This is a genomic window from Pseudomonas sp. AU12215 (genome assembly GCF_001675465.2).
Classification (GTDB): Bacteria; Pseudomonadota; Gammaproteobacteria; order Pseudomonadales; family Pseudomonadaceae; genus Pseudomonas; species Pseudomonas nitroreducens.
Map to the genome: position 1 here is coordinate 44,513 of NZ_MACM02000145.1, position 19,571 is coordinate 64,083.

The following is a 19,571-nucleotide window of genomic DNA, read 5'->3' on the forward strand; positions in this document are numbered from 1 at the left end:
GGGAACGGGTGATAAACTCGGCGTTCAACCCAGTCCTGACCTGCCAGGAGCCTTCCCGATGTTCGGAGTGACCGATTACGGCGCCTTCCTGATCGCCTTCGTGGTGCTCCTGGCCATTCCCGGTCCCGGCAACTTCGCCTTGATCACAGCGACTGGCAAGGGCGGCGTGAGGGCAGGGTTGGCGGCCACCTGCGGGGTGATCCTGGGCGACCAGGTGCTGCTGTGGATGGCGGTGGCGGGCGTGGCGACGCTGCTTGCCGCCTACCCATCGGCCTTCCAGGCGGTACAGTGGCTGGGGGCGGGCTACCTGGCCTGGCTGGGCCTGCGCATGCTGATGAGCAAGCCCGGGGCCGCTTCGCGGCAGAGCCGCATGGACAACGGTCACTACCTGCGCCAGACCACGCTGATCACCTTGCTCAACCCGAAGGCCATCGTGTTCTACATGGCCTTCCTGCCGTTGTTCATCGACCCGGTGAAGCATCAGGGGCTGGTGACCTTCGCCTTCATGGCAGTGACGGTTGCGGTAGTGACCTTCCTCTATGGGCTGGTAGCCGTGCTGCTGACCCATCGGCTGGCCGAGCGCATGCGCGCGAATCCGCGTGTCGCCAATCTGCTGGAGCGGCTGGCGGGGGCGTGCCTGCTCGGTTTCGGCATCAAGCTGGCGGCGATGCGCTAAGCCGCAGCGGAGCATCCGCTGTCCCGAAGGGAGGGCTCGAAAGACCGGCCCTTCGTCATGCGCCGCCCGCATTGTCAGCGAGGTAGGCGACCTGCTTTGATAACCCCATCTTCCCAACCCTGATGGCGGCGAATGGAAACCATGCTCAACGAATCCCCCGTACCCCAGACAGTCGACAGCCCGATCACCCGCAGCGCGATCTTCCTCGTTGCGACGTTGACGCCAGGTAAGGACTGGAGCCCGGTTCGAGCCCTCTGCGAGGACGTGGCGGCGCTGGTGCGCTCGGTCAGCAAGCGCGTGCCGGCGGGCAACCTGTCCTGCGTGGTGGGCTTTGGTTCGGCGGCCTGGGATGCACTGTTCGGCACCCCGCGTCCGGCGTCCCTGCATGCCTTCCGCCAGATCGGCACAGGCGAGCGAGTCGCCGTCTCCACGCCGGGCGATCTGTTGCTGCACATCCGCGCCGAGCAGATGGACCTCTGTTTCGAATTGGCGTCGCAACTGGTCGCGCGCCTGGGCGATGCGATCACGGTGGTCGATGAAGTCCAGGGTTTTCGCTATTTCGACATGCGCAGCATCATCGGTTTCGTCGATGGCACCGAGAACCCGGAAGGGCGCGAGATTCCGCACTTCACCCTGATCGGCGAGGAAGACGCGGCGTTCGCCGGCGGCAGCTACGTCCTGGTGCAGAAGTACCTGCATGACATGGCCGGCTGGAACCAGCTTCCCACTGAAACCCAGGAGCGCATCATCGGCCGCACCAAGCTGGCCGATATCGAACTGGGCGACGACGTGAAACCGAGCTGCTCGCACAGTTCGCTGACCACCCTGGAGAAGGACGGCCAGGAAGTGAAGATCCTGCGCGACAACATGCCGTTCGGCAGGCCCGGGGCAGGGGAGTTCGGCACCTACTTCATTGGTTACGCCCGCTCGCCGGCGCCGGTGGAGGAAATGCTGGAGAACATGTTCATCGGCCGCCCGGCCGGCAACTACGATCGCCTGCTGGACTACAGCAAGGCGGTGACGGGCAGCCTGTTCTTCGTGCCCTCGGCCGACCTGCTCGAAGCGCTGGCAGACAGGGCGCCCTGAGCGCTCAACCGGCAACCCGCGCCGGGAAGCACTCCACCAGCCAGTCGATGAACACTCGCAAACGGTGGGTGACGTAGCGATTCTGCGGGTAGACGACGTGGAAGGGGTAGGGCGGTGGGCGCCATTCATCGAGGATTTCCACCAGCGTGCCGTCGCGCAGGGCGGCGCCGGCGGCGTAGGAGAAGGTCTGGATGATGCCCAGGCCGGCGACGCAGGCAGCCAGGTGCGCGTTGCTTTCATTGACGCCGATGCGGTACTCGATTTTCAGCTCGCTGCGTTCGCCATCGCGCTCGAAGCGGAAGGGCACCGCGCGACCATTCTGCGGGGACAGGTAGCTGACCAGCCGGTGGCCGTTGCGCAGTTCCTCGGGGTAGGCGGGGATGCCGTTGTGGCGCAGGTATTCGGGCGAGGCGCAAGTAACCATGGTCGCCTGGCCGATGCCGCGCGCCACCAGCGACGAGGCGTCCAGCGCGCCGCCGCGGATTACGCAGTCGACGTTGTCGCCGATCAGGTCCACCGAGCGGTCGGACACGCCCAGATCGATGCGTATGTCCGGGTAGCGCGCCAGGAAGTCCGGCAGCAGCGGTATCAGTACGTCCCGCGCGGTCGAGCCGCCGACATCAATGCGCAGATGGCCGCGTGGCTTGCTGCGGGCAATGTTGAAGGACGAGTCGATGTCTTCCAGGTCACGCAATACGCGGCTGGCCTTGGCGTAGTAGTCCTGGCCTTCGGGCGTCACCATGACGCGTCTTGTGGTGCGTTGCAGCAGGCGGACGCCCAGGTGCGCCTCCAGCTCCTGAACCAGCTTGCTCAGGGTGGCGTTGGGCATGTCCAGCGAGTCGGCGGCGCGGGTGAAGTTGCCGGCTTCCACCACGCGGGCGAAGGCACGGATGGCCTGGAGCTGGTCCATGGGAACTCCTCTGAGGGGATCGCCTGATTATCCATGGGCATGGATAGTCATTCCATTGTATGCGCTTTTTCCATCAATGGCCGGGCCCTAGAGTAGCGCCATGCCTCACCGCAAAGCCGCGCCAGATGCCGGCCAGGAGGCAGAACCCTCAACTCGCAAAGCTCAGGAGCTCATCATGAACAAGTCCCTCACTGGTAAAGTTGCACTGGTCACCGGCGGCAGCACCGGCATCGGCCTCGGCGCCGCACAGGAACTCGCCGCGCAAGGCGCCCGCGTCTTCATCACCGGCCGCCGCCAGGCCGAACTGGACGCTGCCGTCGAAGCCATCGGCCCGGCCGCCACGGCCATTCGTGCCGACGCCTCGGTGCTCGCCGATCTCGATGCGGTGTACGCACAGATCGCGAAAGCTGCCGGCCGACTGGATATCCTCTTTGCCAACGCCGGCGGCGGCGACATGCTCCCGCTGGGCGCGATCACCGAGGAACACTTCGACCGAATCTTCGGCACCAACGTGCGCGGCGTGCTGTTCACCGTGCAGAAGGCATTGCCGCTGCTGGTCGATGGCGCGTCGGTGATCCTCACCTCGTCCACCACCTCGATCCAGGGCACTGCCAACTTCAGCGTGTACAGTGCGAGCAAGGCCGCCGTGCGCAACTTCGCCCGCTCCTGGGCGCTGGATCTGAAGGACCGGGGCATTCGCGTCAATGTCGTCAGCCCCGGCCCGGTCCGCACTCCCGGCCTCGGCGACCTGGTGCCCGAGGAAGCGCGCCAGGGCCTGTTCGATGCGCTGGCCAGCCAGGTACCGCTGGGCCGGCTGGGCGAACCTCGCGAAATTGGCAAGGCAGTGGCCTTCCTGGCTTCGGAGTCGGCCAGCTTCATCAACGGCATCGAACTGTTCGTCGATGGCGGCATGGCACAGGTCTGACCATGCCATGGGCCGGGCAGGGCGTGCGTCCTGCTGCGGCCTGTGTGGCTCTGGTGTGCTGGCCCGTTTGCCCTTTACAGTCGCGGCAAGCCAGTTTTCAAGAGAGGAGCCGCCAGCCATGAATGACACGTCAACCGACCTGCGAAACTGGTTCGACCAGGGCGGCCAGGCCTACGCGCGCTTCCGCCCCGAGTACCCGGCGGAGCTTGCCTCCTGCCTGGCCTCGCTGGCTCCCGACCGGGCGCTGGCAGTCGACGTGGGTTGCGGTAGCGGCCAGCTGACCCGGCAATTGGCCGAGCATTTCAGTTCGGTTGTCGGCTTCGATCCCAGCGCGGAGCAGATTGCCCATGCCGCGCCCCGCGCGAACCTGAGCTACGCCTGCGCCCAGGCCGAAGAACTCCCGCTGGCCGACCGCAGCGCCAGCCTGATCACGGCGGCACAGGCCGCGCACTGGTTCGACCTGCCCAAGTTCTACGCCGAGGTCCGGCGAATCGCCGAGCCCGACGCGGTCCTGGCGCTGATCAGCTACGGCGTGCTGCACCTGGACGGCGATCCGGGCAAGCGCTTCGAGACTTTCTACTGGCAGGAGATCGGCCCCTACTGGCCCGCCGAGCGCAAGCTGGTGGACAGCGGCTACGCGACCCTTGATTTCCCCTTCGCCGAGTTTCCGGGGCCGGAGATCGCCATCCGCCTGGAATGGACCCTCCACGAGTTCCTCGGCTACGTCTCCACCTGGTCGGCAGTGCGCAGCGCCCGGGAAGCCGGGCGCGAAGACCTGCTGCAGCACTTCGCCGCCGACCTGGCCGAGCGCTGGGGCGACCCTGCCGCGCGGCTTGCGGTCAGATGGCCGATCAACATGAGGATTGGCCGCGTCTGAGTTCATAGACGCTCTTCCAGGATCGAACTCAACCGGCGTTACTGCATTCCTCAGCCGGCTGCTTCGGCGCCACCTGAGTGGGTGCCTTGGCTCCGGACAACCGCGATACCCCGAACAACACCAGTGCCAGGCCGACCAGTTGGTAGATCGAGATCGCCTCGCCCAGCAGCGCCCAGGAGGCGAACACGGTGAGGACCGGCCCCAGGTTGCCGAACGCCGCCGCGTGGGTGGCACCCATGCGCTGGATGGCCAGCGCCATCCAGTAGATCGGCAGCACGGTGGAGATCAGTGCCATCAGGGCGCCGTAGAGCCACACCGAGCCTGGCAGGGTTGCCAACTGCTGCGCGTCGCCGGTCACCGCGTAGTGCCCCAGCACCATCACCGACGAGGCGATGCCGGCCAGCGCGGCCAGGCGCATCGAGCCGACACGCTGGATCACCGCGGCGGTGCCGATGTAGTACACCGCGTAGGTCACGGCGCTGGCGAAGACCCAGATGGCGCCCAGCAGGATCTGCCCGCCGCTGCCCTCCACCTTGATGTCGTGCACCAGCGCTATGCCCAGGCCGAGGTAGCACAGGGCCATGGCTGCGAGGGTGCGTGAGCTCGGGCGTTCGCGGGTCATTGCCATCTGCAGCAGCAGGACCAGCGTCGGGTAGGTGAACAGGATCAGCCGCTCCAGGCCTGCGCTGATGTATTCCAGGCCGTAGAAGTCGAACAGGCTCGACAGGTAATAGCCGACCAGCCCGAGCAGCAGGATGCGTACACCGTCGGGCAGCGAGAGCCGCGCCTGTTGCGGCCCCCGGCTGAACCACAGCAGCCAGAGGAACAGCGGCAGCGCCAGGCCCATGCGGATGGCCAGCACCGTGATCGCATCCACGGGCGCGGCCGCATAGGAGAGCTTGACGAAAACCGCCTTGAGGCTGAAGCCGGTGGCGGACAGCACGGCGAAGAACACGCCATTGTGCAGGCTGCGCTGGTACAGGGAAGTCAGATTGTTCATGTCGGCGGGAACGCAGGGCAGGGGAAAGGCATTATTCTATGGAGAAGGCTGGGCCGCTAGAATGCTGGATTGGCGAAGATTGCTTTCATCCATGGAGAACGCAAAGTGCATTTCGATCTTGCCGATCTGCGCCTGATTGCCGCCATCGCCAGCACCGGCAGCCTGAGCAAGGCAGCGGCCTCGGTGCCCGTGGCGGTCTCGGCGGCGAGCAACCGCCTGCGCCAGTTCGAAGAGCGCTGCGGGCTTGCCCTGTTCGCCCGGCACAGCGACGGCATGACGTTGACGCCGACCGGTCGCCTGGTGCTGGAGGCCAGCCAGCGCGTGCTGAAGGAGGCGCGGCAGCTCAAGGACACTCTGCAGGAACTGGGCGGTGAACGGCGCATCACCTTGCGCCTGGCGGCGTCCACCGTCGCCAACAGCACCTTCCTGCCCACTGCGCTGGGGCCCTTCCTGGCGGATTATCCGGAGGTGGACCTGCAACTGATCGAGCAGAACAGCAAGGACGTGTTGCTCGCGGTGCGGGACGGCTCGATCGATATCGGCGTGTATGACGGCAACCTGCCCACCGCGGACCTGCTGTCGCTGCCGTTCCGCAATGACAAGCTGGTGCTGCTGGTGCCGCGGGACCACCCGCTGGCCAGCCAGCACCTGCCCAGCCTGCGCGACGCGTTGAGCTTTCCCTTCGTCTGCCTGCCGGCCGAGCGCGCCATGCAACGCTTCGTCGAGGCGATGGCGGTACGCAATGCGCTGCCGCTCAAGGTACGCGTGCGCGCGCCGAGCTTCGATGCCATCGCCCAGCTGGTCGCCCAGCGAGTGGGCGTGGCCATGTTGCCGGAGGCTGCCGCGACGCGGCTGGCGCAGGAATTGCCGACGACGCTGGTGGCCCTCGCGGATCCCTGGGCTACCCGTGAGTTGCGCCTTTGCGTTGCCGACTGGGATGCCCTGTCCTCCCACGCCCGGCAATTGGTGACCTACCTGATGAATGAGGGGGCAACGCCGCCCTAGGTCGGGGCTGCTGCTCTGGAGGAAATGGCGGTACCGGAGGGGCTGGTGGTGCCGACCCCTTGCGACCTTGCATGGACACATTGCCGGGGCGCCAATGGCCGTGGCCAGGCCCCTGGCGTATAGTCGCGCCCCCCAGCGAAACCGCCAGGGCCGGCCAGGCCGGCTTCCGGCGACGCAACCATCGAGGCGCGAGGAGCACGCCAGCAATGAAAACAGAACAGGGCATCCTGCGGCTTTCCATCATCGTGACCGTGCTGTTGGCCGGTTTCGGTATTGTCGTCGGCCTGCTTTCGGGATCCTTTTCCATCGTCTTCGATGGTGTCTACTCGCTGGCCGATGCCAGCATGAGCGGCCTGGCGCTGATGGTGGCGACACTGATCCGCCGCCACACCACCGAGGGCGACGCCAGCCGGCGCCTGGCCGAACGCTTCAACATGGGCTTCTGGCACCTGGAGCCGATGGTGCTGGCACTCAACGGCACGCTGCTCTCCGGCGTGACGCTGTATGCGCTGATCAACGCCATCGGCAGGCTGCTCAGCGGCGGCCATGCGCTGGAGTTCGGCTTCGCCATTCTTTATGCGGCGGTCGCCACCCTGGTCTGCTTCGCCCTGGCGGCGGTGCAGTTCCGCGCCAACCGGCGCATCGGCTCGGACTTCGTGGCCCTCGATGCCAAGTCCTGGGTGATGTCCGGCAGCATTTCCCTGGCCTTGCTGATCGCCTTCCTGGTCGGCGACCTGGCGACCGTGAGCGGCTACGCGCAGATCGGCCCGTATGTCGACCCGGCGGTGCTGGCGCTGATCTGCCTGGTGATCCTGCCGATTCCGTTCCTGACCATTCGCCAGGCGCTCAAGGACATCCTGCTGGTCACCCCGCCGGAGCTGAAGCAGCACGTCGACGAGGTGGCCGCGCAGATCGTCGCGCAGCACGGCTTCCTGGCGTACCAGGCCTATGTCGCCAAGGTCGGGCGGGCACAGCAGATCGAGCTGTACTTCATCGTCCCGCCGGGCTGGCCGGCGCAGACCCTCGACGAGTGGGACCGACTGCGTGACGAGATCGGCGCGGCCATCGGCGGCGAGGGCCCGAACCGCTGGCTGACCATCGCCTTCACCACCGACCCGCTCTGGACCCGCTGAGCCTGACCGGGCTGCGCGAGCGCGCCAGCCCGTTGGTTTGCCGGCCTCAGGCCGTGGTATTCACCGACGTGCCGCTGGTGCCGCTGCCGGACTCGGTCAGCGCTTGCGAATAGGCGGCGGTAGCCGCCGCCACCGCCGCCGAGGCGGACGACACGCGCGCCTGTGCAGCCTGGGCGGCGATCTGCTGGGCCTGCTGTTCTTCCTCGGTCCGGCCGCCGCCCTGGCTGGCCTTGGCAAGCTCCTGCTCGGCTTCTTCCAGTTCCTTCTGCGCCTGCTCCATGGCTTGCTTGAGTTTTTCCAGGGTGGTGTCGGAGCTGCTGTCCGAGCCGCTGCTTGCCGCGGCGCCACCGGCACCTGCCGCTCCGCCCGCGCCTTGTGCAGAAGCACTTGCCGAAGTCTGGCCGGTGCTGGTGGTGTCAGTGGTGGTGCTGTCTTCGCCGCTCGCCGCAACGGTCGAGGCGGAGGAAGTCGAGGCAGTGGAATAGCGAACGTTGGTGGCGCTGACGGCGCTGATGGTGGTCATGGCGAGGCTTCCGCTGAGGATGGTTATCCGACAGTGGCGGCCGCAGCACAGCGAAATTTAGCGTGGCTTGTTATCGACTTGGTATCAGGCCTGGTACGACCTTGCGGCGGTGTCAGTGCTGTTCCACCAGCCGAGGCGTCTGCGAGCCTTCCAGGGACAGGTGGATCACGCCGGCGCGGCTGGGGAAGTTCGGCGAATCGTCGTCGGTGTTTTCCATCACCGGGATATCGATCAGCGTGCGCTGGCCTGTGGGGTCGCTGACCAGCCTGGCATTGAGTGCCTCGATCGAGCGCCAGCCACCGCCGCCGATCTGCATGGCATCCAGCAGGCTGTAGTGCTCCTGGCCTTCCTCGTTCGGGGTGGAGGCAAAGACCGCGAGGTACTGGTTGTAGTTGTTACCCATGTCGAAGCCTTCGACGGTGAATACCGCCAGGGTCAGCTCGCTGCCGTTGCCGGCCTTCAGGGTCTGCACCCGGGTGGCCTCGGGGTAGCCAGTGGCGAAGCTGTCCTTGTACAGCTCGACCAGGCGGCCGACCTGTTCTTCCAGGGGCTTGGGAACAGGCGCCTGCTCGGCGGCGTGGGAGACGGCGCAGGCCAGCAACAGGCTGGCGGGCAACAGGTGCAATTTCATCGCAGAAACATCCGTGTGACGGTTGGAGCGCGGGGGCCGGCCGGCATCGAGGATGCCGACCTTCGCAGGAGCACAGGCTGAGGGTGAAAGCCGTTCAGTTCTTGGGCACCCAGTCCCCGATCTGCGAGCAGGAGTAGGTGTTGGAATAGTCGTAGTAGCGCTGCATCGGCGCGCTGCTTTCATAGCTGCCGCACTGGTAGACCGACGTGCCTTTCTGCAGGATCAGGAAGTGGATCTGGGTGACTCGCCCCGGCGCCACGTAGGCCGCCTTCACTTCATAGCCGCTGCGCAGCAACTCCGTCACCTTGACCTCTTCGGCAGAAGCCTGCGAGCTGATGGTCAAGAGACCGAGCAACGGAAATGCCGCTTTCGCCAGGTAGTTCATGCTTGGCATGGTTTCGTCTCCTCCTTGATGAGGAAGCCTGGGCTCAGGCTTCCGGCCTCAGCGCGATGCCGCCGCAATTGCCGCGGGTCAGCAGGTAGTCCACCTGCCGGGCGCGATTGATGGCGACACGGATTTCACAACTGGCGGAGTGGACCACGTCGCCCCAGTACTCGGTATGCACCAGTTGGCCGTTCTGCGGGCCGGTGTAGGTGCCGAGCGCTTCACGCGAGACGTAGGAAGTATCGCGGCGGTAGATCAGCACGACCCAGTCGTTCTCCGGCGCAAGGCCAATATCGCTGGGTGCACCGAAGTGGTCGATGGCATCGCCGGCCGGGCGGCCCTTCCAGTAGCTGCGGGCCTGCGCTTCGGGCAGGGTGGGAATGGCGGAGCAGCCGCCGAGCAGGATGGCGATCATCCCGAGTGCCAGTAGACCTTTCATTGCACACCCTCCTTGGCCGGTGCGTTCTTGACCGGCATCTGCTCGAAGCCCTTGTCGACCATCTGCAGGATCAGGTTCTTGGCGTGCTCACGGTTCTGCAGTTGGAACAGGCCTGGGGCGGCCGAGACCAGCTGCGTCATGGGCATCTTGCCCAGCGGGTACATCTTCTGCTCGACGTGGGCATCCGGCTTGCAGAGGAAGTCGCGGCTCTGGGCGATCCACGCCTCAGGCTTCTTCTGCCATTCCTTAGAGACCTTCTTCGGGCGGATGTCGTTGTAGAATTTGTCGTAGTTCTGCGCGCCGTTGAGGCGCACGCGATTCTTCGCGCAGTCGACCTCGACGTCATAAGCGGTAAAGGTCGGCTTGGCGCCTTCCTCGTAGAACTGATAGACGCCCAGCGAGCGCACGCCGTTCTTGCGGTCGTAGATGTTGGCGGGGTCGCCATCAATGACGAAGATTTCGTTCTTGTAGAGGCTGCCCTGCTGGTGAATCAGCCAGAAATCGCCAGAGGGACCTTCCGCTTGCGCGGCGAGCGGGCTGCAAAGCAGCAGGGCAGGCAGCCAGGGCCTGAGGGGCTTGAACATGAGCGGACATTCCTTTGCCGTTGTGTTCGCCGGGGCACAGCGCACCCCGGCGAAAGAAGGGTAGGAATCTAGTGGCGCAGTAGGGGAGGGTCAACCTTCCTATCGGATTTCTGTGACGAGCGGCAGCGAACTTTCTTTGTTGGCCATGCGCTGATGGGGAAGGCTTGGGGCCGCTGAAACGTCCGGCATCAGGCGCTTGATGCCGGGCCCTTCATGGCGTGGATCTCAAGGCGAAATGAATTGGCGAATGGCCTGGATCGTCGGGGCTGGCGCCTCTTCCATCAGCCAGTGCCCGGCGCCCGGCACCACCACTTCGGTGACGTTGTCGGCGGCATTGCGCATGACGATGGCCTCGTTGGCACCGAAGGATTTTTCACCGCCGACGGCGAGCACCGGCATCGTCAGCCGCGTCTTGTTCGACGCCTCGTTGTCCACCGCGTCCTGGCGAATGCTGCGGAACTGGGCAAAGGCGGCATGCATCGCGCCGGGACGGGCGTAGAGCTTGGCATAGTGCTGGCGGGTCGCTTCGTCCACCTTGTGCGGATCGCCGGCGAACTCGTTCCAGAAACGGTCCAGGTAAATGCGCTCGCGCCCTGCCACCAGCCGTTCCATATCGGGGCCGCCGAAGTCGAAGTGCCAGAGCATCGGCGAGCGGACGATCTCATTCCACGGCGCGATGCCGGGGACGGGAGCGTCCATCACCACCAGGCGCTCGGTTCGCTGCGGATAACGCGCCGCATAGGCATAGGCCACCATGGTGCCGATGTCATGGCCGATGACCACCGAGTGCTCGATGCCCAGTGACGCCAGCACCGCCCGCACATCTGCGGCCTGGGTCTTCTTCTCGTAGCCGCTGGCCGGAATCGACGACAAGCCCATGCCACGAAGGTCCGGCACGACGACGGTGTGGTCCTTGGCCAGGTCCGTGGCCAGCGGCGCCCACATGTCGCCGGTGTCGCCGAACCCGTGCAGCAGTACGACCGCCGGCCCGCTTCCGCCGACGCGCACATGGATGGTCGCACCCTCTACGGGGATCTCCTGGGTATGAAAGGAGGAAGGGAAGGCGGCTATCCCCGCCTGGGCCGGAGCGCTCAAAGTCACCAACAGGGACGCGGTCAGCAGGGTACGGATCATCGTGATCTCTCCAGGAGTGTCGACTGGAGGAGCGTAGTTCGGTTTGCGATGGACACACGGACCGGCACAGCGCTCCGCTGTCACTCAAGGTGCAGCCCCTCAACGGGGAGATCGTTGTGCGCTGACACATTCGCCGTTTTCACGGCTGTTACGACCGTGGCCATGGAACACCGGAGCCGGGCAGAAGAAGCGTCCGTGCCGAGCTGAATCGAGCAATCGGGCCGCGGCCTGACCGCAGGCGTCCGCTTCTCACGGGCAGCTTTTGCTCAGGAGCGGACTTCTGCATTACTGACAATTTGCTCAGTCAGCCTACTGGCCCTCTGCGCCGCTTAGGCTTGTATTGCAGAGCTCTTTCCGAGTTGCAGGCGGGCACTAGCGCGTCGATTTTTCTATTACCGGAGGCATCGGGTTCTCTTGGCGGGACTCCAGAATCATGCAGTTCCTAGGAACGAGTCCCGTATTGCTCGAACCACTGAAGGAGCAGGTCCATGTTCCGTCGGCGGCCTGCGTCCAGACAATCAGGGTTGCGGGCTCACCAGGGGTACCCGGCGAAGTGTCGCAATGGATATTGGAGGTGAGGCTAGTGACCCTGCAGCTATTGCTGGCTCCAGAACCTTTGGCAGTAGCCGCGAGAGGCGCGTAATGGTCCGCAGGCTGCAGCTTCTGCTGTATGAGATTGGCAACTTCGGCGCTCTGGGCCTGCGCTTTTGGAATCTTCACCCGATCCTCATCGAAGTCCCCTTTCTCGGCGTCACGATGACAGGCGGAACAATTCGCCGCGCTACCGATGTTAGGGCGCTTGAAGGTCGAAGCGCTGATGTCGTCGTGCTTTTTCAGGAACCACCGCGTTTCCGTGATGCGTGGTGGGTTGCCTGGACTTCCGCCTTCCACCGGAAGCCGGTTGGCCATTGAAGCCTGGAGGAGGAAGTCGAGAATGACTTTCTCCGTGTCTGGATCAAGGCTCGCATCGCTGCCGTAGTGGTTGCTCAGGTCACTCATCTGAACCCTCCAGGCGTCCGGCGGCAGTAACCCGGGCGAATAGGCCAGATGGCAGGCCGAACACTCTTCGCGCCAAGGCTGTGGAGCGGCTGCAGAAACAGCCAGCTGTTTGGGCCGCTTATACCCTCCGTGCTTGTTCCCTCCGTGGTCTTCAGCATTGCAGCCAGCCACATTCAGCGTGGCAACGAACATCAGTAGCAGTCCCTTTCTGTTCATGCGCGTCGCTCCGGCTATTTCAGGTTGCTGATCCAGGAAACGAAATCGCCCTTTTCTTGGGCACTGCATTCACGTCCGAATACGTCGTTGCAGTTTCGCCGGAACCACTTTTCCACCTTCTTCGCATCGGTGAAGCGAGCGGGTGTAACACTCGGCGCCAATGGCTCGATCTTGCGGAAAGTCAGCGTTTTTCCCGGTTGTAGCGGGTCCTGTCCGTGGCAAGTGGTGCAACTCATGTTCTTGCCGTCGCGAAGTTCTTCGCGGAAGTAGAGAGCCTTGCCGCGTTCGCCGGAAAAGCCGGTGAAATTCGGCTCCTGCTGGCGTGCCTGGGCGGCGTAACTGTCGAGCAATGCAGCCGGATCGGCGGCCAGAGCCAGAGCGGAAAAAAACGAACAGAAGATGCTGGTGATCAATGTGGACTGGCGCATGGGTACTCCCCCTGAATTTTCCATACAAAATCTATGGTCTTTTTCTTAATTCAAGCTGAAATACCGTGCTAGAGCGGTTCATCGATAGTTAAGGATGCCCGCCTACAACCCTTCAAGGTTTAGAAAGGGGGCATGACATGAACGCGTACAACCGGTTTCGTCTCTATCACTGGTCGCTTGCGGCGTTTTTCGTGGGGGCGTACCTCAGCGGCGAACGTGCTGAGACTTTGCATGTGTGGTTGGGCTATGGGCTTATCGCCCTGCTGTGTGTCCGTCTGCTGGCAGCGCTTGGCTCGGCAAATGGTTTTCCCCGGCTGCTCGTCTCTCGACGTATCACTGCAACTGCGAAACTCCGCATAGGGAAGGGCCTGACTGCGGCCCTGCTGGCTATGCTGGCGGCGTGCGCGGCGTTGGGTTGGCTGATGATCGATAATGTGGACTTCATCAATTCGAGCGCAGCGCTGGAGCTTTCGGACGCCTGGAGGCTAAGTGTTCTGGATGCTGAAAAACTTCCCGGCGACCCAGCAGAAAGCCATGAGCTTCTTGCCAACCTGACGTTAGGGCTGGTCGTTGCCCACTTGGGCTTCCTCCTGCTATTTGCCCGCAAGCCTGCTTGGACGATGCTCACGGCACGCCGCACGACGAAGGCGCCCAGTGATCAGATCGCGCTACGGGTTCGGGCTGTCCAGGTTGAAACCGCAGATAGCCGCTCCTTCGAACTGGTCCCAGCCAGTGCAGGCCGATCGCTGCCGGGCTATCGACCGGGCCAGTACCTTCAGATCCAGGTGCCCTGTGACGAGCTGCCATTGTGGCGGTGCTACTCGCTATCCAGCACACCAGGGCTGGACGATTGCCTGCGGATCACTGTGAAGCGGGTTCCAGGTGGCCGGGCTTCCAACTGGCTCCTGGACGGACAGAGGGTGGGCATGACTTTTCGGGCGAAGGCGCCCATGGGCGGTTTCGTTTGCCCCAGCAGAGCAGGGAGTGTCCTGCTGATAGCGGCAGGCAGCGGCATTACCCCGGTGTATTCGATACTGCGTGACCTGCTGAAAAATGGGAGTGGCCGTGTTCGACTGGTCTACCTGAATCAGTCTCCGGCCTCCACCATTTTTGCTGCCCCACTGTTAGCCCTGCAGAACCAGTACACAGGGCGATTTACCTTGCAGAACCGCTACACCGACGAGCGCGGCCGGGCAGGAAGGCAGGAACTGTTGCAGCTCCTGGCTCCATGGTCGGATGAAGAAGTATTCATCTGTGGCGGCGCCGACTTCATGGACCTGGCCACCGAATGCCTCCAGGAACTCGGGGCTCCGCCTCATCGAATCCACAGCGAGAGCTTCAGTGGCCACTGCCAGGTGCTCCCACCAGCGGGTGAGGTGACACATGGCATCCAGGTCGAACTGAATGGGCAGTCTCTCCAGGCCGACGGTCATGCGGGTGAAGTATTGTTGGAAAGCCTGGAGCGCGCAGGCCTCCATCCGCCCAGTGGATGTCGTACTGGCCTGTGCGGAGCATGCCGTTGCAGAGTCGAGGACGGCGCGGTGCACATGCGCAATAACGACGTATTGAACGATGCTGAGATCAGGCGGGGCTGGACCTTGGCGTGCCAGGCGGAGGTCCGTGGAGATTCGGTTCGGGTGCGGTTTTGATTACCCAATGGGAGGCACCGTTCATCCCGTGGGTGATGTGGAGGTGATGGTGTCCGCAGTGGGGGAACGGCTCCTTGCCAGGGGCCGCTTTCGGCCCGAAACAGATATGCGCGCTCCGATTGATGCGTCTGGCGGTGAAGGAGATGGTGATCTGTCCGGCGGCGGGGCTGGAAGGCAGTTACCTGGACATGGATCTGCTGTTGGTTTGCGGCGGCCTGCGCACGCCGCTCAAGGACACGCCCGGCCTCAGCCGACTGCTGCAGCTCGCCGACGAGCGCGGTATCGCTCTGGCTGGCCTGTGGAATGGCGCCTGGTTCCTCGGCAAGGCTGGCCTGCTGGATGGGCACCAATGCGCTGTGCACCCGGAAAATCGCGCTTCGTTGACAGAGGTTGCGCGCAACAGCGTGCTCACCGCCGAGAGCTATATCCTCGACCGCAATCGCCTCACCGCGGCAGCCCGACCGGTGCCTTCAACCTGATGCTGGAGTGGATCCACAACCTGCACGGGCGCGAGCTGGTGGAGGACATCGTCGATATCCTCGTCTTCGAGCAATCGCGTGACCGCCGCACCCGCCCGGCACTGCACGAGAAGATGGCCCAGCCGCTGCGCGACGTGCTCAACCTGATGAGCGCGAACATCGAGGAGCCGCTGAGCACGGATCAGCTTTCCGAGTGCGTAGGGCGTTCCAAGCGCCAGCTGGAGCGCCTGTTCACGGAGCCGCTGGGCAACTCGCCGGTGCGCCATTACCTGGAGCTGCGCATCACGGAAAGCCGCCGCCTGCTGCAGCATTCGGACCTGTCGCTGGTGGAGGTGGCGTTGGCCTGCGGCTTCGTTTCGCCCAGCCATTTCAGCAAGTGCCACACCTCGTTCTTCGGCCATTCGCCGTCGAAGGAAATGCGCTTCGGTTGCGTGCGTTCCGCCAAGTCACGCAGGCGCCCGACGAGTCAGTCTGCGTGCCCGCAGTGCCTTGTCGATGGTGTTCCTCGCGCAGGTCGGCTGGTTAACTGGCCGGACGTGCAGAGAACAAGAGTGAGGAACAGGACGTGATCTTTCTTTACAACGCCGAACCCGAACACGCGGAAAAATGGCGGGCCCTGCTGGCCGCCCAGGTGCCGGACCTGGAGTTCGTCGAGGGCTTCGACGCGGTCGACCCGGCGCGTGTCACCTACCTGCTGACCTGGAAGGCAGTCGCCGATATCGAGCGTTACACCAGCCTGCGCGTGCTGTTCGCGGCCGGCGCCGGGGTGGACCAGTTCGACCTGGCGAAGATTCCCCCATCGGTGGCGCTGGTGCGTATGGTCGACGAGTCCCTGGCGGACATCATGGCCGAGTTCGTGGTGATGTCCGCGCTGGCGCTGCATCGCGAGATGCCGGCCTACCGCGCCGCGCAGGCGGCGCAGGTGTGGGAGCCGCTGAGCATCCTCCCGGCCTCGACCAGCCGGGTCGGCGTGATGGGCCTCGGCCAGTTGGGCCAGGCATGCCTGGCCCAACTGCGTCACCTGAAGTTCCAGCTGCTGGGCTGGAACCGTTCAGCCCGCGAACTGGACGGCGTGAAGACCTACACCGGCCCCGGGGAGCTGGCGAGCTTCCTCTCCCAGTGCGACATCCTGGTCAACCTGTTGCCGCTGACCGACAGCACCCGCGGCATCCTCAACCGCGAGACGCTGGCGCAACTGCCCAGGGGCGCCGGACTGATCAACGTCGGCCGCGGCGAACATGTGGTGGAGGCCGACCTGGTCGCGGCACTGGACGCGGGGCAGGTCGGCGCGGCGATTCTCGACGTATTCCAGCAGGAGCCGCTGCCCGAAGGGCATCCGCTGTGGTCGCACGCGCGGGTGTGGGTCACTCCGCACATCGCCAGCACCATGCAGGTGGAAGGCGGCGCGGCGGTGGTGGCGAAGAACATCCTGCGGGATCTGCAAGGCAGCGAATTGCTGCACACCGTGGATCGCCAGGCGGGCTACTGAGGCGTTTCGCTTATCGCTGAAATAGCCGGCGTGCGCTGTTTGCCGTGGGCGGCACTTTCGATACTGGCGGCTCCCAACCGTCATTCAGGAAGTGCCGTTCATGGACCAGGAACCGCTGCAAGCTCGTGACTTCGCCTTTATCCACTTCGCTGCCGTCGCCCTCTGCGGCTCGCTGACCGTCGCCCTGGCGCTGTTCCTGGCGCGGCTGGGCGTGCTCCTGCACTGAGGCTCAGGCAGTGATGGCCTGGCTCAGTGCGCCGATCAGCGCGCGTGTCTGGGCGTCGCGATGGGCGCAATAGAGCACCACGTCGCGGGGTGGCAACTCAGGCAGGCCGAAGCGCTCGCGCACATCGACGCAGCCCGCCGGCGCCATGCGCTCGACCATGGCGCCAATGCCGATACCGGCCGACACCGCTGCACCGATGGCCAGAATTCCCGAGCCGACGAAGGCTTCGCGCCAGTTGCGGTTCTGCCCCTGCAGCGCGCTGCTGACCATGCTGCGCATGCCGCAGGGCGCCGGCTGGATCGCCAGTGGCAGTGGTGCGCCATCGTCCAGTTCGAACGACTCGGCGGCCATCCAGCCGAAGCGTTCGCTGCCGATCACCTCGCCGTCCTGGCGGCGGTTGTCGTGGCGCAGGATCAGTGCGATATCCAGCGCGCCTTCCTCGTAGCTCTCCAGCATCTGCCGCGAAGTACCCAGGCTGAAGGCCACGATCACCTCCGGATCGGTTTGCGCCAGACGCTGGAGCCAGTGGCTCAGGTCCGCCCCGAGGATGTGATGGCTTACGCCGATGCGCAGGGTACGGCGCGGCGCGTCGAAGCAGCGCAAGGTGTCGTCGTAGCTCTGCAGCAGGCGGCGGGCGCTGGCAATGAACACCGAGCCCTGGGCGGACAGGGTGACGCGGCGCGGTGTGCGCTCCAGCAGGGCGCGGCCGAGGGATTCTTCCAGGCGCTTGATCTTCAGGCTGATCGCCGCCTGGGTGGTGCCGGCGACCTCCGCGGCGCGGGTGAAGCTCTTCAGGTCGGCGACCAGCAGGAAGGCGCGGATGGCTTCTATATCGGGGGTTTTCATGGCAGCGAATCGTCCTTGGGGCTATCGCCAGTCTGGCAGCTGGGCCGGCACAACCCAAGCCCCGGATGCGCTACAGTGCCGCCTTCGCCACTGACGAGGAATCGCGATGCTGACCCAGGCCTTCGCCTACAAGTGCTGGTCGGACCTTCGGGCGCTGGACGCCATCGCCCAGATCGACGCCGTGCGCTTCCCCGAGGAGCATGCCTTCGCGCTCCAGCAACTCAACCACATGGCCATCGTCGAGGACCTGTTCCGCGCACGGCTGAAGGGCGAAGCGGACGCGCACCCGGCCACCAATACCCAGGTGGTACCCGGTTACGACGAGCTGCGCGAGCGCCTGCTGACCTCCGGCCAGTGGTACGTCGAGCAGCTCGCCGCGCTGACCCCGGAGCAGGGGCGCGAAGTCATTCGCTTCCGCTTCACCGACGGCCGTAGCGGCAGCCTGACCTGCGAGGAGATCTTCTTCCACATCCTCAACCACGCGACCTACCACCGCGGCTCCATCGCCCGCGCGCTGGACCAGGCCGGCGTGGCGCACCCGGCTGACACCTACACGGTGTTCGTGCACGCGACCGAACCGGAGCGCCGGAAGGGCTGATCCAGCCGGCGCACCTGGTTCGCCAGGCTTGGTGCCTCAGGCTTTTTTGGTGGATGGCAGCAGGATAGTGATGCAGCCCATCAGCGGCAGGAACGAGCACAGCGTGTAGACGTACTCGATGCCGTGGATGTCGGCCAGGTGACCGAGGAACGCCGCGCCGATGCCACCGAAGCCGAACATCAGGCCGAAGAACACACCGGCGATCATGCCGACGTTGCCCGGTACCAGTTCCTGGGCGTAGACCACGATGGCGGAGAAGGCCGACGCGAGAATGAAGCCGATCACCAGGCTCAGCACGCTGGTCCAGAACAGGTCGACGTAGGGCAGCGCCAGGGTGAAGGGCGCGACGCCGAGGATGGAGAACCAGATCACCGCCTTGCGGCCGATGCGGTCGCCCACTGGGCCGCCGAAGAAGGTGCCGGCGGCCACCGCGCCGAGGAAGCCGAACAGGTAGAGCTGCGAGCTGGCCACCGAGAGGTCGAACTTCTCGATCAGGTAGAAGGTGTAGTAGCTGGTGAAGCTGGCCATGTAGAAGTACTTGGAGAACACCAGCAGCGCCAGTACCACCAGCGAAGCGCTCACCCGGCCCTTGGACAGACCATGGGTAGCCACGCCGCCGGCCTTTAGCTTGAACAGACTTAGGTGGTTGCGGTACCAGCGGCTCAGGCCCCAGAGCACGCCGACGAGGAACACCGCGAACAAGCCGAAGTACGCCACGTGGCCCTGGCCGTACGGAATGATGATGGCTGCGGCCAGCAAGGGGCCGAAGGCGCTGCCGGCGTTGCCGCCGACCTGGAAGGTGGACTGCGCCAGCCCGTAGCGCCCGCCGGAGGCCAGCCGCGCGATGCGCGAGGTTTCCGGGTGGAAGGTCGAGGAGCCGATGCCCACCAGCGCCGACGCCAGCAGGATGGCGTGGAAGCTGCCAACGAAGGCCAGCATGAGGATGCCGATCAGCGTGCAGACGCTGCCCAGCGGCGCCAGCCAGGGCTTGGGGTGGCGGTCGGTGTGGTAGCCGACCCAGGGTTGCAGCAGCGAGGCAGTCAGCTGGAAGGTCAGGGTGATCAGGCCGACCTGGGTGAAGCTCAGGCCATAGTTGGCCTTGAGCACCGGATAGATCGACGGCAGCACGGCCTGGATCAGGTCGTTGGTCAGGTGGGCGAGGGCGCAGGCGCCGATCACGCGCATCACCAGCGGGCTGGCCTGGCTGGCCACGGTCGGCGTGGCCAGGGGGGAAGCAGTGGTAGACATGGGACTCCGGGGCAGCAAGGTAGGGCGCGCGGGCGGGGCGCCGGGTTCTTCGAATTGGGTGGTCTATGCTAGGCGCGCTGCTGGA

Annotated in this window: 22 protein-coding genes and 1 pseudogene; 11 read left to right on the forward strand and 12 right to left on the reverse strand. The window is 64.9% G+C overall.

The window, feature by feature from the left end:
- The first annotated feature begins 58 nt into the window (after positions 1-58).
- Together A9513_RS22660 and A9513_RS22665 are read left to right on the forward strand one after the other, a co-directional pair.
- The gene (locus A9513_RS22660; protein WP_065085647.1) at positions 59-676 is read left to right on the forward strand and encodes a LysE family transporter; all 618 of its coding nucleotides are present in this window, start codon (positions 59-61) and stop codon (positions 674-676) included.
- Between the two features lie 132 nt (positions 677-808).
- Positions 809-1,762, forward strand: coding sequence for a Dyp-type peroxidase (locus A9513_RS22665; RefSeq protein WP_205345871.1), 954 nt, complete (start codon positions 809-811; stop codon positions 1,760-1,762).
- Between the two features lie 4 nt (positions 1,763-1,766).
- Here A9513_RS22665 and A9513_RS22670 read toward each other — a convergent pair whose 3' ends face one another.
- Positions 1,767-2,672: a LysR family transcriptional regulator gene (locus tag A9513_RS22670; RefSeq protein ID WP_065085648.1), complete on the reverse strand. Its 906-nt coding sequence runs from the start codon at positions 2,670-2,672 to the stop codon at positions 1,767-1,769.
- A 175-nt stretch (positions 2,673-2,847) separates the two neighbouring features.
- Here A9513_RS22670 and A9513_RS22675 point away from each other — a divergent pair, with 175 nt between their 5' ends.
- Both A9513_RS22675 and A9513_RS22680 read left to right on the forward strand, forming a co-directional pair.
- Positions 2,848-3,597 carry an SDR family NAD(P)-dependent oxidoreductase gene (locus tag A9513_RS22675; protein ID WP_054908885.1) on the forward strand — a complete coding sequence of 250 codons (750 nt, stop codon included), beginning with the start codon at positions 2,848-2,850 and terminating at the stop codon, positions 3,595-3,597.
- A gap of 118 nt (positions 3,598-3,715) precedes the next feature.
- Positions 3,716-4,474 (forward strand): class I SAM-dependent methyltransferase, encoded by a 759-nt coding sequence (locus tag A9513_RS22680; RefSeq protein ID WP_024763777.1) that lies wholly within the window; start codon positions 3,716-3,718, stop codon positions 4,472-4,474.
- A gap of 28 nt (positions 4,475-4,502) precedes the next feature.
- Here the strand turns inward: A9513_RS22680 and A9513_RS22685 are convergent, their stop codons facing one another.
- Positions 4,503-5,474 carry a DMT family transporter gene (locus A9513_RS22685; RefSeq protein ID WP_065085649.1) on the reverse strand — a complete coding sequence of 324 codons (972 nt, stop codon included), beginning with the start codon at positions 5,472-5,474 and terminating at the stop codon, positions 4,503-4,505.
- 105 nt (positions 5,475-5,579) lie between these two features.
- On the opposite strand from A9513_RS22685, the gene A9513_RS22690 reads away from it, so the two are divergent.
- Both A9513_RS22690 and A9513_RS22695 read left to right on the forward strand, forming a co-directional pair.
- A complete protein-coding gene (locus A9513_RS22690; protein WP_024763789.1) occupies positions 5,580-6,479 on the forward strand; it encodes a LysR family transcriptional regulator in 900 nt (299 codons plus the stop codon).
- Between the two features lie 206 nt (positions 6,480-6,685).
- Positions 6,686-7,612: a cation diffusion facilitator family transporter gene (locus A9513_RS22695; protein ID WP_024763790.1), complete on the forward strand. Its 927-nt coding sequence runs from the start codon at positions 6,686-6,688 to the stop codon at positions 7,610-7,612.
- 46 nt (positions 7,613-7,658) lie between these two features.
- Here A9513_RS22695 and A9513_RS22700 read toward each other — a convergent pair whose 3' ends face one another.
- The 8 genes from A9513_RS22700 to A9513_RS22735 form a co-directional block, all read right to left on the reverse strand.
- Positions 7,659-8,135 (reverse strand): hypothetical protein, encoded by a 477-nt coding sequence (locus A9513_RS22700; protein ID WP_024763791.1) that lies wholly within the window; start codon positions 8,133-8,135, stop codon positions 7,659-7,661.
- 112 nt (positions 8,136-8,247) lie between these two features.
- Positions 8,248-8,766 (reverse strand): hypothetical protein, encoded by a 519-nt coding sequence (locus tag A9513_RS22705; protein WP_024763792.1) that lies wholly within the window; start codon positions 8,764-8,766, stop codon positions 8,248-8,250.
- Positions 8,767-8,860: 94 nt separating this feature from the next.
- A complete protein-coding gene (locus A9513_RS22710; RefSeq protein WP_024763793.1) occupies positions 8,861-9,160 on the reverse strand; it encodes a hypothetical protein in 300 nt (99 codons plus the stop codon).
- Between the two features lie 34 nt (positions 9,161-9,194).
- Positions 9,195-9,590, reverse strand: a complete 396-nt coding sequence (locus A9513_RS22715; RefSeq protein ID WP_024763794.1) for a hypothetical protein — start codon at positions 9,588-9,590, stop codon at positions 9,195-9,197.
- The gene (locus A9513_RS22720) at positions 9,587-10,174 is read right to left on the reverse strand and encodes a hypothetical protein (RefSeq protein ID WP_037008977.1); all 588 of its coding nucleotides are present in this window, start codon (positions 10,172-10,174) and stop codon (positions 9,587-9,589) included. The genes A9513_RS22715 and A9513_RS22720 overlap by 4 nt, the downstream gene beginning before the upstream one ends.
- Positions 10,175-10,399: 225 nt before the next feature.
- Entirely contained in the window at positions 10,400-11,308 is a 909-nt protein-coding gene (locus tag A9513_RS22725) for an alpha/beta fold hydrolase (protein ID WP_024763796.1), read from the reverse strand.
- A 372-nt stretch (positions 11,309-11,680) separates the two neighbouring features.
- The gene (locus tag A9513_RS22730) at positions 11,681-12,523 is read right to left on the reverse strand and encodes a diheme cytochrome c (RefSeq protein ID WP_065085650.1); all 843 of its coding nucleotides are present in this window, start codon (positions 12,521-12,523) and stop codon (positions 11,681-11,683) included.
- Between the two features lie 14 nt (positions 12,524-12,537).
- Positions 12,538-12,951 carry a DUF1924 domain-containing protein gene (locus A9513_RS22735; RefSeq protein WP_037008981.1) on the reverse strand — a complete coding sequence of 138 codons (414 nt, stop codon included), beginning with the start codon at positions 12,949-12,951 and terminating at the stop codon, positions 12,538-12,540.
- A 137-nt stretch (positions 12,952-13,088) separates the two neighbouring features.
- Between A9513_RS22735 and A9513_RS22740 the strand changes: the two genes are divergently transcribed.
- From A9513_RS22740 to A9513_RS36585, 4 genes and pseudogenes are all read left to right on the forward strand, one after another.
- On the forward strand, positions 13,089-14,600 hold the full coding sequence (locus tag A9513_RS22740; RefSeq protein WP_065085651.1) for a 2Fe-2S iron-sulfur cluster-binding protein: 1,512 nt from the start codon (positions 13,089-13,091) through the stop codon (positions 14,598-14,600).
- A 143-nt stretch (positions 14,601-14,743) separates the two neighbouring features.
- Positions 14,744-15,525, forward strand: a pseudogene (locus A9513_RS22745) (GlxA family transcriptional regulator); the annotation flags it as partial.
- 119 nt (positions 15,526-15,644) lie between these two features.
- Complete coding sequence (locus A9513_RS22750; protein ID WP_065085652.1) at positions 15,645-16,568, forward strand: glyoxylate/hydroxypyruvate reductase A; 924 nt, start codon at positions 15,645-15,647, stop codon at positions 16,566-16,568.
- Between the two features lie 100 nt (positions 16,569-16,668).
- Positions 16,669-16,794, forward strand: a complete 126-nt coding sequence (locus tag A9513_RS36585) for a hypothetical protein (protein ID WP_255302883.1) — start codon at positions 16,669-16,671, stop codon at positions 16,792-16,794.
- A gap of 3 nt (positions 16,795-16,797) precedes the next feature.
- Here the strand turns inward: A9513_RS36585 and A9513_RS22755 are convergent, their stop codons facing one another.
- Positions 16,798-17,640, reverse strand: a complete 843-nt coding sequence (locus tag A9513_RS22755; protein ID WP_065085653.1) for a LysR family transcriptional regulator — start codon at positions 17,638-17,640, stop codon at positions 16,798-16,800.
- Positions 17,641-17,746: 106 nt separating this feature from the next.
- Here A9513_RS22755 and A9513_RS22760 point away from each other — a divergent pair, with 106 nt between their 5' ends.
- Positions 17,747-18,238: a DinB family protein gene (locus A9513_RS22760; protein WP_065085654.1), complete on the forward strand. Its 492-nt coding sequence runs from the start codon at positions 17,747-17,749 to the stop codon at positions 18,236-18,238.
- Positions 18,239-18,274: 36 nt separating this feature from the next.
- On the opposite strand, the gene A9513_RS22765 is transcribed toward A9513_RS22760, so the two are convergent.
- Positions 18,275-19,486 carry an MFS transporter gene (locus tag A9513_RS22765; RefSeq protein ID WP_065085655.1) on the reverse strand — a complete coding sequence of 404 codons (1,212 nt, stop codon included), beginning with the start codon at positions 19,484-19,486 and terminating at the stop codon, positions 18,275-18,277.
- Positions 19,487-19,571 lie beyond the last annotated feature (85 nt).

Excerpts from the sequence above, each read along its gene's own strand:
- A9513_RS22720 (WP_037008977.1), bottom strand. The coding sequence starts at position 10,174 with ATGTTCAAGCCCCTCAGGCCCTGGCTGCCTGCCCTGCTGCTTTGCAGC.
- A9513_RS22740 (WP_065085651.1), top strand. The coding sequence starts at position 13,089 with ATGAACGCGTACAACCGGTTTCGTCTCTATCACTGGTCGCTTGCGGCG.
- A9513_RS22695 (WP_024763790.1), top strand. The coding sequence starts at position 6,686 with ATGAAAACAGAACAGGGCATCCTGCGGCTTTCCATCATCGTGACCGTG.
- A9513_RS36585 (WP_255302883.1), top strand. The coding sequence starts at position 16,669 with ATGGACCAGGAACCGCTGCAAGCTCGTGACTTCGCCTTTATCCACTTC.
- A9513_RS22755 (WP_065085653.1), bottom strand. The coding sequence starts at position 17,640 with ATGAAAACCCCCGATATAGAAGCCATCCGCGCCTTCCTGCTGGTCGCC.
- A9513_RS22725 (WP_024763796.1), bottom strand. The coding sequence starts at position 11,308 with ATGATCCGTACCCTGCTGACCGCGTCCCTGTTGGTGACTTTGAGCGCT.
- A9513_RS22765 (WP_065085655.1), bottom strand. The coding sequence starts at position 19,486 with ATGTCTACCACTGCTTCCCCCCTGGCCACGCCGACCGTGGCCAGCCAG.
- A9513_RS22685 (WP_065085649.1), bottom strand. The coding sequence starts at position 5,474 with ATGAACAATCTGACTTCCCTGTACCAGCGCAGCCTGCACAATGGCGTG.
- A9513_RS22760 (WP_065085654.1), top strand. The coding sequence starts at position 17,747 with ATGCTGACCCAGGCCTTCGCCTACAAGTGCTGGTCGGACCTTCGGGCG.
- A9513_RS22680 (WP_024763777.1), top strand. The coding sequence starts at position 3,716 with ATGAATGACACGTCAACCGACCTGCGAAACTGGTTCGACCAGGGCGGC.
- A9513_RS22705 (WP_024763792.1), bottom strand. The coding sequence starts at position 8,766 with ATGAAATTGCACCTGTTGCCCGCCAGCCTGTTGCTGGCCTGCGCCGTC.
- A9513_RS22660 (WP_065085647.1), top strand. The coding sequence starts at position 59 with ATGTTCGGAGTGACCGATTACGGCGCCTTCCTGATCGCCTTCGTGGTG.
- A9513_RS22735 (WP_037008981.1), bottom strand. The coding sequence starts at position 12,951 with ATGCGCCAGTCCACATTGATCACCAGCATCTTCTGTTCGTTTTTTTCC.
- A9513_RS22710 (WP_024763793.1), bottom strand. The coding sequence starts at position 9,160 with ATGCCAAGCATGAACTACCTGGCGAAAGCGGCATTTCCGTTGCTCGGT.
- A9513_RS22700 (WP_024763791.1), bottom strand. The coding sequence starts at position 8,135 with ATGACCACCATCAGCGCCGTCAGCGCCACCAACGTTCGCTATTCCACT.
- A9513_RS22675 (WP_054908885.1), top strand. The coding sequence starts at position 2,848 with ATGAACAAGTCCCTCACTGGTAAAGTTGCACTGGTCACCGGCGGCAGC.
- A9513_RS22665 (WP_205345871.1), top strand. The coding sequence starts at position 809 with ATGGAAACCATGCTCAACGAATCCCCCGTACCCCAGACAGTCGACAGC.
- A9513_RS22730 (WP_065085650.1), bottom strand. The coding sequence starts at position 12,523 with ATGAACAGAAAGGGACTGCTACTGATGTTCGTTGCCACGCTGAATGTG.
- A9513_RS22715 (WP_024763794.1), bottom strand. The coding sequence starts at position 9,590 with ATGAAAGGTCTACTGGCACTCGGGATGATCGCCATCCTGCTCGGCGGC.
- A9513_RS22670 (WP_065085648.1), bottom strand. The coding sequence starts at position 2,672 with ATGGACCAGCTCCAGGCCATCCGTGCCTTCGCCCGCGTGGTGGAAGCC.